General features: G+C 67.7%; 13 protein-coding genes, 1 rRNA gene and 5 pseudogenes (1 of these 19 only partly in view). 2 read left to right on the top strand and 17 right to left on the bottom strand.

What is annotated here, in order from left to right; genetic code table 11:
• A 23S ribosomal RNA gene (locus ACWPXE_RS06785) occupies positions 1–1,118 on the top strand (it extends 1,626 nt beyond the left edge of the window).
• Between the two features lie 200 nt (positions 1,119–1,318).
• Here ACWPXE_RS06785 and ACWPXE_RS06780 read toward each other — a convergent pair.
• The 11 genes and pseudogenes from ACWPXE_RS06780 to ACWPXE_RS06730 form a co-directional block, all read right to left on the bottom strand.
• A complete protein-coding gene (locus ACWPXE_RS06780; protein ID WP_454017185.1) occupies positions 1,319–2,359 on the bottom strand; it encodes a GNAT family N-acetyltransferase in 1,041 nt (346 codons plus the stop codon).
• Positions 2,356–3,561, bottom strand: a complete 1,206-nt coding sequence (nadE, locus tag ACWPXE_RS06775) for an NAD(+) synthase (RefSeq protein ID WP_454017184.1) — start codon at positions 3,559–3,561, stop codon at positions 2,356–2,358. Before nadE ends, ACWPXE_RS06780 begins: the two co-directional genes overlap by 4 nt.
• A pseudogene (locus tag ACWPXE_RS06770) lies at positions 3,455–4,689 on the bottom strand (asparagine synthetase B family protein). The gene nadE and the pseudogene ACWPXE_RS06770 overlap by 107 nt, the downstream one beginning before the upstream one ends.
• The gene (locus tag ACWPXE_RS06765) at positions 4,650–5,471 is read right to left on the bottom strand and encodes an asparagine synthetase B family protein (RefSeq protein WP_454017183.1); all 822 of its coding nucleotides are present in this window, start codon (positions 5,469–5,471) and stop codon (positions 4,650–4,652) included. The pseudogene ACWPXE_RS06770 and the gene ACWPXE_RS06765 overlap by 40 nt, the downstream one beginning before the upstream one ends.
• Positions 5,472–5,525: 54 nt before the next feature.
• Positions 5,526–5,867: an AMP-binding enzyme gene (locus ACWPXE_RS06760; protein WP_454017908.1), complete on the bottom strand. Its 342-nt coding sequence runs from the start codon at positions 5,865–5,867 to the stop codon at positions 5,526–5,528.
• Positions 5,868–6,008: 141 nt separating this feature from the next.
• Positions 6,009–6,985 (bottom strand): annotated as a pseudogene (locus ACWPXE_RS06755) (class I adenylate-forming enzyme family protein); the annotation flags it as partial.
• A 162-nt stretch (positions 6,986–7,147) separates the two neighbouring features.
• Positions 7,148–7,444: an acyl carrier protein gene (locus ACWPXE_RS06750; protein WP_014198153.1), complete on the bottom strand. Its 297-nt coding sequence runs from the start codon at positions 7,442–7,444 to the stop codon at positions 7,148–7,150.
• A gap of 533 nt (positions 7,445–7,977) precedes the next feature.
• On the bottom strand, positions 7,978–8,808 hold the full coding sequence (locus ACWPXE_RS06745) for a polysaccharide deacetylase family protein (protein ID WP_454017182.1): 831 nt from the start codon (positions 8,806–8,808) through the stop codon (positions 7,978–7,980).
• Between the two features lie 196 nt (positions 8,809–9,004).
• Positions 9,005–9,600: pseudogene (locus ACWPXE_RS06740) on the bottom strand (glycosyltransferase family 4 protein).
• 102 nt (positions 9,601–9,702) lie between these two features.
• Positions 9,703–10,086 (bottom strand): annotated as a pseudogene (locus ACWPXE_RS06735) (glycosyltransferase); the annotation flags it as partial.
• Positions 10,087–10,210: 124 nt separating this feature from the next.
• On the bottom strand, positions 10,211–10,939 hold the full coding sequence (locus tag ACWPXE_RS06730) for a glycosyltransferase family 4 protein (RefSeq protein WP_454017181.1): 729 nt from the start codon (positions 10,937–10,939) through the stop codon (positions 10,211–10,213).
• Positions 10,940–10,974: 35 nt separating this feature from the next.
• On the opposite strand from ACWPXE_RS06730, the gene ACWPXE_RS06725 reads away from it, so the two are divergent.
• A complete protein-coding gene (locus ACWPXE_RS06725; RefSeq protein ID WP_454017180.1) occupies positions 10,975–11,214 on the top strand; it encodes a hypothetical protein in 240 nt (79 codons plus the stop codon).
• Between the two features lie 209 nt (positions 11,215–11,423).
• Here the strand turns inward: ACWPXE_RS06725 and ACWPXE_RS06720 are convergent, their stop codons facing one another.
• The 6 genes and pseudogenes from ACWPXE_RS06720 to ACWPXE_RS06695 form a co-directional block, all read right to left on the bottom strand.
• A complete protein-coding gene (locus ACWPXE_RS06720) occupies positions 11,424–11,678 on the bottom strand; it encodes a hypothetical protein (protein WP_454017931.1) in 255 nt (84 codons plus the stop codon).
• Positions 11,669–12,004, bottom strand: a complete 336-nt coding sequence (locus ACWPXE_RS06715; protein ID WP_454017930.1) for a hypothetical protein — start codon at positions 12,002–12,004, stop codon at positions 11,669–11,671. Before ACWPXE_RS06715 ends, ACWPXE_RS06720 begins: the two co-directional genes overlap by 10 nt.
• Positions 12,005–12,053: 49 nt before the next feature.
• Positions 12,054–12,338, bottom strand: a pseudogene (locus ACWPXE_RS06710) (glycosyltransferase family 2 protein); the annotation flags it as partial.
• A gap of 78 nt (positions 12,339–12,416) precedes the next feature.
• Complete coding sequence (locus ACWPXE_RS06705) at positions 12,417–13,538, bottom strand: O-antigen ligase family protein (RefSeq protein ID WP_454017179.1); 1,122 nt, start codon at positions 13,536–13,538, stop codon at positions 12,417–12,419.
• On the bottom strand, positions 13,529–13,753 hold the full coding sequence (locus ACWPXE_RS06700) for a hypothetical protein (protein WP_454017178.1): 225 nt from the start codon (positions 13,751–13,753) through the stop codon (positions 13,529–13,531). Before ACWPXE_RS06700 ends, ACWPXE_RS06705 begins: the two co-directional genes overlap by 10 nt.
• Positions 13,754–14,033: 280 nt before the next feature.
• Positions 14,034–15,479, bottom strand: a complete 1,446-nt coding sequence (locus ACWPXE_RS06695) for an exopolysaccharide biosynthesis polyprenyl glycosylphosphotransferase (protein ID WP_454017177.1) — start codon at positions 15,477–15,479, stop codon at positions 14,034–14,036.
• Positions 15,480–16,060: the final 581 nt, after the last annotated feature.

The raw sequence follows: 16,060 nt of genomic DNA, 5'->3' as shown, positions 1-16,060 counted from the left end.
GGGGTGGCGACTGTTTACTAAAAACACAGGGCTCTGCGAAGCCGTACAAGGCGACGTATAGGGTCTGACGCCTGCCCGGTGCCGGAAGGTTAAGAGGAGGGGTTCACGCTCCGAATTGAAGCCCCGGTAAACGGCGGCCGTAACTATAACGGTCCTAAGGTAGCGAAATTCCTTGTCGGGTAAGTTCCGACCTGCACGAATGGCGTAACGACTTCCCCGCTGTCTCCAACACCAACTCAGCGAAATTGAACTCTCCGTGAAGATGCGGAGTACCCGCGGTCAGACGGAAAGACCCCGTGCACCTTTACTACAGCTTTGCAGTGGTGCTAGGGATCTCATGTGTAGGATAGGTGGGAGGCTAGGAAGCCCGGGCGCCAGCTCGGGTGGAGCCATCCTTGAAATACCACCCTTGAGGTCTCTGGCATCTAACCGCGCTCCGTTGATCCGGAGCCGGGACCCTGCATGGCGGGTAGTTTGACTGGGGCGGTCGCCTCCCAAAGTGTAACGGAGGCGCGCGATGGTGGGCTCAGAGCGGTCGGAAATCGCTCGACGAGTGCAATGGCATAAGCCCGCCTGACTGCAAGACAGACAAGTCGAGCAGAGACGAAAGTCGGCCATAGTGATCCGGTGGTCCCACGTGGACGGGCCATCGCTCAACGGATAAAAGGTACGCCGGGGATAACAGGCTGATGACTCCTAAGAGTCCATATCGACGGAGTCGTTTGGCACCTCGATGTCGGCTCATCACATCCTGGGGCTGGAGCAGGTCCCAAGGGTTCGGCTGTTCGCCGATTAAAGTGGTACGTGAGCTGGGTTTAGAACGTCGTGAGACAGTTCGGTCCCTATCTGCCGTGGGTGTCGGAGTTTTGCGAGGATCTGTCCCTAGTACGAGAGGACCGGGATGGACATACCTCTGGTGCACCGGTTGTCACGCCAGTGGCATGGCCGGGTAGCTAAGTATGGACGGGATAACCGCTGAAAGCATCTAAGCGGGAAACCCACCTCAAAACCAGAACTCCCTTGAGAGCCGTGACAGACCATCACGTCGATAGGAGGCATGTGGACGGGCGGCAACGCCTGAAGCTGAGCCTTACTAATCGCTCGAAAGGCTTGATCCTTCATGAACGTCGCGTGCAGCGGCAAACCGCTCATGCGCTCAGAAGATGCATCCTCATATTCTCGACTTTACGAACGACCCGAACGAAAAGGGCGCCTGCATTGCTGCGGGCACCCTTTTCGTTTTTGCAAAATCGACTACTCGCCGAGATCCTTGAAACCCATGTCGCTGTCGGCGGCGGTGACGAACCAGTTCTTCGGGTCACCGATCAGCGGGGTCAGCTCCGGACGGTCGGCCGCGGGGCGGGCCATCATCCGGGTCGGCTGGCGCAGACCGTTCTTCAGGCAGAGGAAGCCCATCATCGACAGGGGACGGGCGGCCTGCGCGTTCAGCGTGCGGCAGACCAGGGCGGCCAGCCGGTCCCGCCGGGCGCGCTCGACCAGCAGGGCGAAGGCGGGCATCAGCCAGCCCGGACGGGCCAGATAATCGCAGACCACCCCGACGCTCGCCGCGCCAGCGGTCCACCCGCAGCACCACATAGGCCACCACCGTGTCGCGGCGCATGACGAGGAAGCGGCGGTGCCGCGCCGCGTTCGGGATCTTGTCGAAGCGCCACTGGAGATAGGCGTGGTCGCGCCGGGCGGCGCACAGATGCTGCGGGGCCGCGGCCTCCCACAGGCCGTCCATCCGCTCGTCGAAGCGGTCGACCTCGACCAGCCGGGCGCCGAAGGTCCGGGCGGCCGCGTGGCCGACCAGCGAAGCGGCGTTCATCGCCGGCTTGCCCAGCCGCGCCACCAGGCGGGCCAGTCCGCCGCCGTAAGGGCTGACGCGCAGGCAGCGCGGCGGATCGATGACGCGCAGGTAGGTCGGGATGTTTCCCAAATCCAGCCAGCCCGCCCGCTTGTAGGATTTGTAGGCGGCGTCGGTCATCGACAAGGAGACGCTCACCTCGCTGGCGGCGGCGTGGGTCTCCGACAGGCCCGGCCCGACGCCGCGCAGCCGCCATTCCGGGGCGACCATCAGGTCGATCGCCCAGGAGGCGCGGCGCACCCGCTGCCCCACCTTCAGCGCGAAGGGAATGCCCGCCTGCTGGCCGACGATCCCCCCGTTCCGCTTGCAGACCCAGAGCTGCATCCCCTCCGGATCGGGGGTCGGCGGCTCCTCGAACAGCCAATTGAAATGGGTGTCGTCCAGCAGCGGGGAGTCCGCGCCGAAGTGGTCGCGCTGGAAGGACTCCAGCGCGACGCGATCCTCGGACATGAACCGTTCCACACCCCGCTGAAGCCAGGGCATTGCGGTCATGCGTCGCTCCCATCCACCTCGACCGGCTGCACCAGCGCAGCGTTCCGCAGGATGCGGCCCGAGGTGCGGCGCTTCAGGACGATGTCCTTGTAGACGCGGCGGACCTGATCGACCGACAGGTTGAGGGCGCGGGCCGCCTCGTCCTCCGGCACGCCGCGGCCGTAGGCGCAGAGCGCCAGATCCAGCTTGTCGTAGGGGATGGCGTAGTAGAACTCCTCCTGCGACTGCGGCAGGGTGTAGGTGTCGGTGCTCGGCGACTGGCTCTGGATGTCGTCGGGCAGGCCAAGATAGGCGGCCATCTGGTAGACCTGGGTCTTGAACAGATGGGCGATCGGCTTGAGGTCGGCCAGACCGTCGCCGCCGCGCACGAAGAAGCCCAGCTCATACTCCAGCCGGTTCGGCGTCCCGAGGACCGCGTAGTTCAGCCGGTCGGCGTGGGTGTATTCCATGGTCTTGCGGACGCGCTGCTTCAGGTTGGTGGCGGCGACCACCGACAGGTAGACGTCCACCGGCATGCGGCTGGTCTGGCGGTCGCCCTCCGGCGATTCCACCGTCATGGTGAAGTAGTTGACGCGGTCGGCGTCGAGCAGGCCGGCGGCCAGACCGATCTTCTGCTTCCAGCCCGGACCGTATTCCGGGAACAGGCGGCGGATGGCGCTGTCGCGGCGGTCGTAGCAGCCGAGCGCGGTCAGCGGAGCGGTAAGGTTCTCCATGATCGGCTCGATGCCCAGGCTCTCGCAGAGCAACCGGCCCCGGCGGGTGCTGTCGGGCGAGGATTCCTTCTCCGGCATCAGGATGGCCAGGACGCGCTCCGGCCCCAGCGCGCGAACGGCCAACGCCGCGCAGACCGAGCTGTCGATGCCGCCGGACACGCCGAGCACGATGCCCTGGCGCTTCAGGTCGTGGGCGACGGTGCGCTGGATGAACTGTTCGATCTCCCGGGCCGCGGCCGCGCAGTCGAGCGAGAGGGCGTTGGCTCGAAGGGATGCAGGGCGTTCAGCATGGTGTCGGTTTTCCCGGTTGGCGTTGTTGCATCGACTGTGAGAAGGGGCTGTGAAAAGGACTGTGCCTTGGGGACCGCGCCGGTCCGCCGGGTCAGGCGGCAGCGGCGCTGTCCAAATGCTCTTCGAGAATGTGGATGGGCGCGGCGTCCAAGCGGGCGCGGAGCGTCGAGGCCCGGCCCGGCAGCTCGTCCAGCACATTCCGGGCGAGCATCTGGAGGGTGAGCACGCCGACCAGGGCCATCTCCTCGCGCTCGCCGGCCATGCGGCCGTCGGTGCGGTGGGCCTTGGCGGCCAGCGCGGCGACGCCGGCGGCGTCGACCAGCCCGTAGCGGTTCAGCGACTCCTCGGACAGCAGGTCCCGGACATAGGCCGGGGCCTGGGCGCCGAAGAGGGCGGTGGTCATCGGGGCGCGGTAGGGGCGCTTCGGGCGGTGGAAGATCTCCGCCGGCAGCAGGCGCGAGGCGACGCGGCGCAGCGCCAGCTTGTCGCGCAGCCCCAGCATCTTGACCCGGTCGGGCAGGGCGGCGCAGAGGTCGTCCACCTCCGGGTCGAGGAAGGGATAGCGGACCTCGATGCTGTTGGCCATCGCCACCCGGTCGCCCTGGCTGGTCAGCAGGTAGGGCGACATGAAGGCGGCAATCTCCGTCCACTGGGTGCGGGCGAGCGGGCTCCAGCGCGACCAGCCGGCGGGCAGATGGGCGGCGACGACCTCGTCGAAGGCCTGCGCGTTGGCGGTGGAACGCACATCCGGGGCCAGCAGGCGCTGGGTCCAGGCGGTGTTCTGCCAGCGGATGCGGTGGGCGTAGAAGGGATCGTCCGTTTCCGTCATGCCGCGCTTCCAGAAGGCCTGCCAGAGCGGGCTGTCCTTCTGGCCGCTGGTGGCAGCGTAGGGATGGATGCGGCTGAGCAGCTTCGGGCGCGCCGTGGAGTGCGGCTGCCGCGCCCAGAAGCGGCGGACCTTGTCCTCCTTGAAGATGTCGTAGCCGGCCAGCCACTCGTCGGCGCCCTCGCCGGACAGCACGACGCGGATGCCGCTGTCGCGGACGAGGCGGGAGAGCAGGAAGAGCGGCGCCGGGGCGGTGCGGACCAGCGGCGATCGCCGTGCCAGATCACGTCGGGCAGGGCGGCCTGGATGTCCTCCGCCGTGCAGAGAATGTCGTGATGCTCCGTCCCGACATGGCCGGCGACCAGCCGCTGCTGCGGCGTCTCGTCGAAGGCGTTGTCGGCGAAGCGCACGCCAAAGCTGTGCATCTGCGTGGTGTCGAGCTTGCGGGCCAGCGCCGCGATCACCGAGCTGTCCAGCCCGCCGCTGATGTAGACGCCCACCGGCACGTCGGCGCGCAGCCGCAGGCGGATGGCGTCGAGCAGCTTCTCCTCCAGCCGGTCCGCCGCCTCGTCCAGCGAGATGCCGGACAGGGCGGGATCGCCGGCCATGTCCGGCTCCCAGTAGCGGGCCTCATGCAGGCGCAGGTCGGCGTCGATGCGGATGGCGGTGGCCGGCGGCACGCTCTGCACCCCGGCGAAGACGCTGCCCTGGGGGCGACGCTCCAGTGGGTGAAGACCTGGGCGAGGCGGGCGGCGTCGAAGCGCGGCTCGATCCGCCCGCCACCGAACAGGGCCTTGGCCTCCGACGCGAAGGCGAGATGGTCGCCGCTGCGGGCGTAGAACAGCGGCAGGATGCCCAGCCGGTCGCGGACCAGCCACAGCTCGCGCTTCACCGCGTCCCACAGGCCGATGGCGAACTGGCCGTTCAGCTTGGCCCAGGCGGCGGGGCCGTATTCCTCGAAGGCATGGACGATCACCTCGGTGTCGGTGCGGGTGTAGAAGCGGTGCCCGCGCGCCTCCAGGTCACGCCGCAGCTCGACGTGGTTGAAGATCTCGCCGTTGAAGGTGATCCACAGCGTCCGCTCCTCGTTGTGGATCGGCTGGAAGCCGCCGGCCAAGCCGACGATGCTGAGGCGCGCATGGGCGAGCCCGATCCGCCCGTCGCGGTAGAAGCCGTAGCCGTCCGGGCCGCGGTGCCCGATCATGGCGATCATGCGCTTCAGTTCGTCGAGTCCGGCGGGCTCGGCACGCGGCCCGGCGAGAACTCCGGCGACACCACACATCGCACGCTCTCCTGTGTGTCTTGATCCGGCGGGAAAGGGATCGGCGGAAAAGGGTCAGGCGGTTTCGGCGAGCATCGCGCGCTTGATCTTGCCGGACTCGGTCTTCGGCAACTCGTCGCGGATCTCGATGAATTTGGGCACCAGATGGCTTTCCAGACGGCCCCGGCAGTGCTGGCGGATCGCCATCTCGGTCAGGGTGGCGCCGGGACGGACGACCAGATAGGCCTTCACCGCCATGCCGTCGGCGGAGTCGGGCACGCCGAGGACGGCGGCCTCGACCACGGCTTCCAGCTCGTAGAGGGCGTTCTCGACCTCCTTGGGGCTGACCTTCTCGCCGCGGCACTTGAACACGTCGTCCTTGCGGCTGACGAAGTAGAGGCAACCGTCGGCGTCCATGGTGAAGAGGTCGCCGGTGAAGAGCAGGGTCTCGCCCTGCGGCCCGCTGCGCAGGCGCTTGGCGGTTTCCTCCGGGCGGTTCCAGTAGCCGCGCATCAGGTTGGCGCCGCGGACCACCAGCTCGCCGACCTCGCCTGGGGCGGCGCGGTTGCCCAGCTCGTCCACCACATAGGCTTCGCAGTTGGGGATGGCCCGGCCCACCGAGGCGGTCTTGGTGCCGAGGTCCGCGGGTCGAGGTAGCAGATGCGGGTGCAGCATTCCGTCATGCCGTACATCGAGTAGAAGGCGGCATCCGGGAAGCGCTCGCGCAGGCGGTCGATGTGGGCGATTGGCAGGGGGGCCGCCGCGTTGGTCAGGTAGCGCAGCGAGGAGAGGTCGGCGGTCTTCAGCGCCTCCATCCCGAGAAGGGTGGAGAAGAAGGTCGGCACGCCGGGCAGGCCGGTGATGCGGTGCTTCACCATGCGCGCCAGCGTTTCCGCGGGGAAGGCGAAGGAGCGTTCCAGAACCACCGTGAAGCCGACCCGCGCCCCGGTCAGGATCTGCGACAGGCCGTACCCGAAGGTCAGCGGCAGGACGCACATCACGACGTCGTCGGGCGTGTTCTCCAGATAGGTGGAGATCGACCAGGTGGTGTTCACCAGCGCGGCGTGGCTGAGCATCACGCCCTTGGGCCGCCCGGTGGTTCCCGAGGTGTAGAGGATGGCGGCCAGATCCTGGTCGATCAGGCCGCGGTTCTGCGGCTTGGCGCCACCGGACTGGGGGTCCGGGTGGGTGGCCACGATGTCCGTGAAGGAGAGCCCGCCGGCCCCGGCCGGCACGGCGGGCCCAACCCACAGCGTGGTGGCGAGGTGAGGTGCCTCGCCAGCCGCCGGCACAACCTGCCGGGCGAGCGCGGAGGGCGCGATGAGCGCCCGCACGCCGGCGTCGGTCAGGATGTAGGCCAGCTTGTCCGCCTTGGTGGACGGGTTGACGGGGACGTAGACGGCCCCGGCCTTCAGCGCGCCGAACAGGCCCGCGACATACTCGATCGAGTTCTCCAGCATGACCGCCACACGGTCGCCGCGCACCACCCCGGCGGACTGGAGCGCGCAGGCGACGGCGTCGCTCTGGCGGTCCAGCTCGGCGAAGGTGACGGCGTTCTCCCCGCGATCAACGCGGTGTGGTGAGGCCGCCTTGCGGCGGTTTCGCTGAGGAACTGATGAAGCAGGTGCGCCATGACGCTGTTCCCTTGCCTGGCTTCGGTGACTGTCCCGATGGTCCGTTCCGTCCTGGCGGACGGATCAGGCCGCGTCCTTCAGGGTCCGCTTGCGCTCGACGTAGGCGGCGATGCGGCTGACCGACTCGAGGTTGTCGGCCACCATGTCCTCGTCCTCGACGATGATGCCGAAGTGCTCTTCCAGGAAGGCCACGACGTGCATGATGCCGGTGGAGTCGATGATGCCGGTCTCCAGCAGGGATTCGGCGTTGTCGAAGCCGGAGTCGCTGCCGAGCAGGAAGTTCTCCACGATGAAGGCGCGGATTTCCTGGGTGGCGGGTGCGCTCAGGGTCGTCGTCTCGGTGGTGATGGCGGTCCGCATGTCGCTGGCAACTCCTGTGGGTTTGATCGTCGATCCTTGGCCGGCAGTTCGGGACGGTGGTCGACCTCGTTGGGAGTTACTCCAAAGGGGCCGTTCCGTTCCTTTCGGTGTTACCGCCTCGTTGCGTGGGATTGGGAAAGGCATTTCCCGTTCTTTGCGGAGAGGCTTCGGCAACGCCGCCGAGTACGTCATTCTTTATTGCATTCGAATGCGGTGTTTTCGAGAGTGCAAAGGACGATCGGACGGTGAAGACAGTGGCTAACCACTCAGGGTCATTGCAATTGAGCAGGGAATACCTTCTCGTACTCTTGGAGAGCCCTCTCTGACTTGCGGCGTAGGCAGGCCTATCGCTCTCGTCATGGTTGCTGAGGGGCGGGCGTGCTTTCCCTCGCCCCTCCGGGGAGAGGGTGGCCCGAAGGGCCGGGTGAGGGGGTGCCCGTGGCGTCAAGTCCGGCAAGAGCGCAACCCCTCACCCTAACCCCTCTCCCCAGAGGGGAGAGGGGACATCGGAAGCGCTTGTCATAAAGCGAGGATCACGCCGCCGGCAGCGGATCGCCGTGCGTCGGAGCCGGGGCCGGCGTGACGCCGTCGCCTTTGCGCTTGCGCAGCCAAGCGGGAATGCCGGTCACCTGGACCGACAGCCAGTCCACCGCGGCGTCATCGGAAATGGGCACGGCGTGCAGCCGCAGCGGATCGGCCTTCGGGCCGTTCCAGCCCGGATCGATGGTGCGCGCGGTGCGGTAACCGGCCTGCCGGATGATCGCCACCTCGCGGTCGCTGAAATCGCCGTTGGGGAAGGCGAAATGGCGGCAGGGCAGGCCGGTGGCCTCCTCCAGCTCGGTCTTGCACAGCGCGATCTCCTCAGCGCAGCGCTGGTCGTCGCATTGCAGGAGGATCGGGTGGGTGCGGGTGTGGGCACCGTAATCGGTGACGGCGGCCAGATGCCGGACCTCGTCCCAGGTCAGCGACTGGGGGTCGGCGCCTTCCAGGTCGGGATCGTCACCGGCCTCGGCGAGCCGGCGGCGGCGCTCGGGGTCGGGGAGGCGCTTCAGCGTCTCGGTGCCGATTCGCCCGGCGGCGGCGGTCTTCCACCAATAGGGGCGGGCGGTGCCGACCACGCGGCTGCACAGGTAGATGGTTGGACGCACCCCGAATTCCTTGAACAGGGGTTCCAGGCGGGCGTTGTTGCGGTGGCCGTCGTCGAAGGTGACGACAAGCGGATAGGGCGGCAGGTCGCCCCACCGCCCGCTCTCCAGCGCGTCTGCCACCGCGTCCAGCGTGGTGAAGCTGTAGCGTTCGGCGTACCAGGCGAGGTGCGCGCGCATCACCTCCGGGTCCGGATCGTGATACACGACGATGGTCACGTTCCGGCGCGCGAACAGATTTCGGAACAGGGCACCGACTCCCGTCCAGCGCACGATCCGGCCGCGATGGCTTGCTTCATGGGGATTGGACCTCTGCTGTGTGTCCGGTCCTTTGTTCACGGCTGGCAAGGCGGTTGCGGACCGGTTGAAAGGCAGGACGGGCCCGGTTCGGACCGGGCCCGGATCGGCGGGGTCGTCAGCCGGAGCGAGCCCGGCGCGGCCCGATGGATGCCGTGGGCGCCGGCTCGGACATCCAACCGCGGGCGTTGCGGCGGTAGATCTCCACAATGCGTTCCCGGTAGACGGCGATGTCGAACTGGCGTTCGAAGCGGCGGCGGGCGCCCTCGCCCAGCCGGCGGCGCAACTCCGCGTCGTCGATCACGCGGGCCAGCGCCTCGGCCAGGGCCGTCCGGTCGCCCGGCGGCACCAGCAGGCCGGTCTCCTCGTCGGCGATGGCGTCGCCCACGCTGCCGACCGGAGTGGCGACGATGGTCAGACCGTTGGCCATGGCCTCCAGCACCGACATCGGCAGCCCCTCGAACATGGAGGGCTGGACCAGCACATGGGCCTGCACCAGCTCCTTGCGGCAGCCGGTCTGGTCGAGCCAGCCGGTGAAGCGCACGCGCTCCCCAACCCCAGCGCCTTGGCCTGCGCGCGGTAGGCCTCCAGGTCGCCGTCGCCGGCGATGGTCAGTTGCCAGGAGCGGCTGCGGCAGGTCTCCGACGCCAGGGCGTCCAGCAGGACGTCGATGCCCTTCAGCTTGATCAGGCGGCCGAGGAACAGCAGGCGCACCGGCCCGTCCTCCGCGCGCTCCGGGATCGTCTCCGGTCCCGGCACGGCGTTGTGCAGCAGGGTCGCGCGGCGCACGGCCGGGAAGGTGGTGACCACCCAGTTGCGCCAGTATTCGCCCAGCACCACCACCTCGCTGGTCATCTCCATCATGTGGCGGATGGCCCAGCGGGACAGCGGCTTGGCGTCCTCGTAATGCTTCGGGAAACGCCCGCCGTGCAGATGCAGAACGACCGGCACCCGGAACAGCGAGGCCATGGCGACGATCAGCCCCTTGCGCAGCACGCTGCCGTACTCGGCCATGTGGATGTGCACGAGCTGGGCCTTGCCGGTCGCGAAGCAGCCGAACAGGCGCAGCAGCGCGGCGGCGAAGTAGAAGGGCATCAGATGGAATTTCGCGTTCGGCCCGTAGCTGTCGATCACCTCGAACTTCACGTCGGGGCGGTTCTCCCGTAAGTCCGTCGTGAAGTTGTCGACGATCTGCCCCATGCCGCCCTTTTCGAGCGTGCCGCCGGGTGAAACGATGTAGATCATATCCGCTCCTGACTGTCGCGCTCCCTCGCGAAGCTTCAGGGAGGAAGGAATTAAAGGACCCCGCGGGAAAAATGGGTTCTTACTGTCGGCCCGCGCGGGTCAGCGATGGCTTGGCCGCCGCAGCGTCGGGCAGTGCCCCCAGCGAGGGGCGCCGAACGGCGTCGGGGCGGTTCAGCTCCGCATAGATGTCCTGAAGGCTGCGGCCATAGGACTCGATGACGAATTTCTCCAGGAACAGCCGACGCCCCTCCGCCGACAGGCGCGCGTAGAGCGCCGGCCGGGTGGCGAGGTCGCGGACCGCGTGGGCCAGCGCCTCCGGATCGTTGACCGGGACGATGCGCGCCGTCTCCCCGTCGGTCAGCACCTCCGGGATCGAGCCGACCGGGGTGGTGACGACGGGCATGCCGGTGGACAGCGCCTCCAGGATCACCATGGGCAACCCCTCGTGGGTCGAGGGCAGAAGCAGCATGTCGTGGTCGCGCAGGTGGGCGTGCGCCTGCTCGCGGGAGATCCAGCCCTCGAACCGGCATTCGCCGTCCACGCCCAGCTCCGCCGCCATGCGGCGGTAGCCCTCGACGTCGCCGCCGCCGCCGATGGTCACGCGGAAGCGGAAGCCCTGGTCCTTCATCAGCCGGCAGGAGCGCAGCAGCGTGCCTATGCCCTTGCGCTCCGACAGGTTGGCGAGCACCAGGAGCGACACGATCGCCCCCTCCGGCGGCGCCGCGCGGACCGGCAGGTCGGCGCCGATGTCCGGCACCGCGTTGTAGAGCACGCGCACCTTGTGCGGGTCCGTCCCGACCGACTGCACCAGGAAGTTCCGCCAGCTCGCCCAGCACCAGGGCGATGCCGCAGCGGTCGAACAGCCAGCGGCTGATCGCGCGGGACACCGGCCCCTTGTCGAAATACTCCATGAAGGACGCGCCGTGCAGATGCACGACCGTGGGGCAGGAGAACAGCCCGGCGAAGAGCTGGACCACCGCCTTGCGCCAGACGCTGGCGTTCTCCGACACGTTGATGTGCACGACCGACGGGCGGCGGCGCAGCATCAGGGCGCCCAGCCGCGCCAGCGTGCCGGCCAGATAGACCGGCGACAGAAGGGCGCTGCCGGTGCCGCGGGTGTCGAGCACCACGGTTTCCGGGGCGGCGGGGCTGTTCTGGAAGGCGTCGACGATGTAGCCCGTCATCCGCCCGATCCCCCCGCCGCCGTCGAGCGCGCCGGGGGTGGCGAAGACAATGCAGGCGCGGGACGCCTTTTTGCGCCGGAAACCCTGTCGATCAAACCCATTCTGCCCTCACGCCGCGCCGGGAGCCGAGAAGATGGCCTGACGCAGCCGGCGCCGCAGCCCGACCGGCATCAGCGAATGCATCAGGAAGGTGGTCAGCGCCATCGGGGTCGGCGCGCCGTCGCGCAGCGCCGATTTCAGGATGCGCTTGCGCACCGCCGGGGTGCGTGCCGCCTGCTCCCCGCCGGTGGCCTGGAGCAGCAGGCTGGCGTAGGCGCGGGGCGACAGCCGGGGCCGCACCGACTCCGCCCAGTTCAGGGCCATGTCGATGTTGTGGCAGGTCGACAGGGTGATGCGGTCGGATCGGTGTAGTGGATCGCCAACACCTCCGGCACGGTCACCAGGGCGCAGCCTTCGATCTGCCCGCAGGAGATCAGCCACTCCCAGTCGTCGAAGGCCGATTTCGGAATCGGCTGGCGCTGGAGCAGCGCCTTCGGAGCCAGCAGGGTGGTGGTGGGGGCGAAGGTCTCGCCCTTGAACAGCCCGTGGCGGACGAACAGATAGTCGCCAATCCGGTCCCGCGGGGTGCACAGGCGCCGCGGCCATTCGAAGTCGCCGCGGGCTGTCACCACCTTGCAGCGGCAGCTCATGATCGGATAGCGCACGCCGGGCGGGCGGGGCGGCCATCTGCAGGGCGATCTTGCCCGGCATCCATTCGTCGTCGTCGTCGAGGAAGGCGATCCAGGCGCCCTTCGCGCGGTCCACGCCCAGATTGCGGGCGCCGGCGGCGCCGCGGTTCTGTTCCAACGCGATCACGGTCAGCCGCGGGTCGCCGAACGCCCTCAGGCGCTCCTCGGTGGCGGGGTCGGGCCCGTCGATCACGACGACGACCTCAAGCGGGGCGTAGGTCTGGGCCAGGGCGCTCTCCACGGCCCGCGCGACCATGTCCGGCCGGTTGCGGGTGGGGATGACGACGGTGACCATCTCGTGTGGGGACGTCATGACATTACCTTCTGTCGCGACGGAAATTTCGGGGGCGGAACATGAGGGGGCCTCCTTCCGTCAGCCGGGCCTGGCCGGACCGCTCCAGCCGGCGGCCGGAGGCCCGCCGTAGGAGGTTCCGTAAGGGGAAGAACTGGCGAAGCCGGCGTTGTACGCCTGCTGCTGGTCCTGCATGCGGGCCTGCATCTTCGCCCAGCGGCGGCGCTGCACGAGACGGGTCACCGCGATCACCAGCACGATCCAGTTCAGGGAATGGCGCTCCAGGAACACGCTCTCCGACACCGAGATCAGCAGCAGGGCGCAGCCGACGGTGAAGATCCAGGCGGGCTCGGCGCGGTTCTCGCTGTAGCGGATGGCGCCAAAGCCCTGGATGAGCAGGCGGCCCATCAGCATTGCCGTCAGGATCACGCCGGGCAGGCCGAGGTCGAGCCATGCCTCCATCCACCCGTTGTGGGCGGAGTTGATGCCCCAGCCCTGGGTGAAGGTGCTGCCCGGACCGTAGGCCCCGTACCAGTAGGCGCCGTAGCCCCAGCCGAGCAGGAAGCGGTCCTGGATGGACATCAGCGTGTGTTCCCACAGCACCGTGCGCCCGGTCAGCGTCGGGTCGCGGCCCAGCATGTAGAGGATGTCGTGCCAGAAGGTCGTGCCGCTGGTGATGCCGACCACCGCGACCAGCAGGACGAAGGCCATGGCCGGCGCGAAGCTGCGGATGCCGCCGCGCACGAAGCCGCTGAACAGCAGAAGGCCGGCGACCAGGATCGAGGTCACCAAGCCGGTGCCCGACCGGCTCATCACGATCAGCAGCAGAGCCATCAGCAGCAGCGGGCGGACCACCCAGCGCTTGCCCTCGCGCGTCCAGTCGAGCCAGAGCAGGCAGAGCACCAGCCAGACCATCATGCGGCCCGTGACGTTCTTCTGCCAGAAGATGCCCTTCCAGGCGCCGACATGCTGCTCGTGGTCGAGCCCGACCGCCGGCATGGCGAAGACCGAGGCGTAGGACAGCACCATCAGGATCGACAGGCCCGTCGCCAGCATCCGGACGATCTCCGGGAAGGTGTAGCGCAGGGCGAGATAGACGGCGAAGGCGGTGGTGAACAGGAAGGCCACCGCGCGGCGCAGCGTCACGTCCGGGTAGATCGACCACAGGGCCGACAGGAAGGCCAGCGCCACGATCAGCGACACCGCCGGGCTTCCCGTCGGGATGCGGAAGGCCAGGCTGGCCGCAGCGCGATCAAGCCCAGGATCATGACGTAGACGGCCATGAAGTAGATCACCGCGCCCGGCGCGTCCGGATCGGTCGTGCCGCCGCCGGTCAGCAGCGCCGGGAGCACCGACCCGCCGAACGAGACGATGCAGAAGACGGTGATGCTCTTTTCCAGAACTTCGAGGACTTTCATGGGGCCGCTGTTCCGGTGAAAAGGGCTGCTATGGCAGTGAACGCCCATGACGGGCGCACCGCATCGTTCTCTGAAGATGCCAACCCGATGCCCGGACCTGTAGCCGGGCGGAGGCATTAGGCCTAAGGAGGCCGTCCCCGTCGGGGCTACCTCCGGTTGGGCCACCCACCCCGATCTTGCGGGTCCCGCAGGGCATATGCAGCCCAGGTCCGGAATGGACCCCAGAAAGGGAAAGCCCTCTCCCGGGTGGGAAGAGGGGCCTGGATGGGGCGCCGCAGGGTCATGACCCGTCGCCCTTGAGGACGATCACCGCGGTCTTGCACAGGATGTAGAAGTCGAACAGCAGGCCGCAGTTGCGGACGTAGAAGACGTCCATGGCGACGCGTTCCTGGAAGGTGGTGCGGTGGCGTCCCGACACCTGCCAGTAGCCGGTCAGGCCCGGACGGACAGAGCCGATGACGTCCGCGGAGGCGCCGACCTCCGGCAGTTCCTTCGGCATGTAGGCGCGCGGGCCGATCAGGCTCATGTCGCCCATCAGGATGTTCACCAGTTGCGGCAGCTCGTCGAGCGAAGTCTTGCGCAGGAAGCGGCCGACCGGGGTGATGCGCGGGTCGTAGGTCAGCTTGTGGTAGGTCATGTACTCTTCGCGCATCTTCGGATCGTTCTCCAGCAAGCGCTGGAGATGCTCCTCCGCGTTGATGTGCATCGAGCGGAACTTCAGCACGTCGAAGGTCTTGTCGCCGCCGGCCCAGCGCTTCTGGCGGAACATGACCGGGCCGGGGCTGTCCAGACGGATCGCCGCGGCGATGCCCAGCATCAGCGGCGCCACCGCCACCAGCAGGATGCCCGAGAGCAGGATGTCCAGCGCGCGGCGGATGCGCAGGTAGCTGGTCGGCGGACGGACCGAGACACGCAGGGCCAGCGAACCGTGCAGGTTGTGGTAGGTGGCGTCCACCGCGCTGACGTTGCCCTCGCCCAGCAGGCAGTAGACCTGCTTGAAGGGCAGCCGCTCGACCAGGGCGGTCAGCTCGTTCTTGTGGCGCCCGATGTCGGCGACGATGGCGGCCTGGGCCTGCTGGGCGTAGGCCGGGGACTTGGCGAGCAGGTCGGTCGAGCCGACCACCGGCAGGTTGGCGACGCGGGTCTGCCACAGCGTGTCGTCATCGTCGAAGAAGCAGACCGGACGCATCCCGAGCCAGGGCAGGCGCTGCAGCTTCTCGGCGATGGCCGCACCCTGCGGGCCGGCACCGACGATGACCACGGGGGTGCGCCAGTTCAGCGCGCTGGCCATCAGGCCGTGCACCAGCAGCAGGTCGGCGGCGTAGGTGATCGCGAAGCCGATCAGGGCGACCGACAGCGCCTCCACGAAGAAGGAGCGGAAGCCGTCCATCACGATGAAGGGCACGGCCAGCACGGCGACCGACAGCAGAGCCGCCTGGAAGGTGCGGCGTGTGCGCTCCAGATAGTCGAAGCGGCCCAGCGAATAAATTCCGAAAACCGATTTCACCAGCGGCACCAGCATCAGGCCGGTGACCAGGGCGCGCTGCGACAGGTCCGCTTCGGGGGTCAGGGTGTCGCTTCCGAACAGCTGGATGAGCGTCCAGCCGAGCAGGGCGAGCATGAAGCCGTCGGACAGCGCCAACAGCAGCCCGGGTCCCACCGTCGGCATGGCCGTCTTCTTCACCGGGGCCAGATTGATGACCGCTTCTGGGTCGAGTTTGCTCATCGCAGGTCCCATTTATGTGTGAAACGGAATGTCATCCGTCTCGCGCCTGACCCAACGCGCCGCAGCGAAAGACGGTTTCTCATCAGCTTTTTCTTTGAGTCTTTCTGTGTTCAGAAAGACACACAAATATCAGCGCTTTCTCCGCCTCTGTGCAGACAGATCAGAAGGTTGCGCTGTTCTCCACGAATTAGGATAAAGGCTGCCGTCAATCAACAAATCACAAGAGGCCTCCTCGGCCAGCGGCGATACCCCTTACATCCAGAATGGATTCCCCTGGGTGAGTTTGAAGAGATTAAGGAAAGTGGGTGACTTCGTCCGGATCATCCGGATCGGTGGCGGCGCTGCCACCGCCGCTCCCCAGCTACCCCTTTCCTTCCCGCAAATTGGAGGTATTCGGGGGATGTTCCGCGTCCCCTATGGTGGGGTGCGGCGCCGGGCGGTGGCGGCATGTCCCGAGTTGGTCTGCCTGTCCCGCCGAGACGGTGGCACGGACGTATCCCATAAGAAACCGACCGGCGATTTCGGATGAGATAGTGTCTCCAACGCCCCGTTGATCACGGTGGAGTGCCCTCGCAGGGTGG

This window comes from Azospirillum sp. Marseille-Q6669 (assembly GCF_965111635.1).
This window is presented reverse-complemented; position numbering and strand designations above follow the sequence as displayed.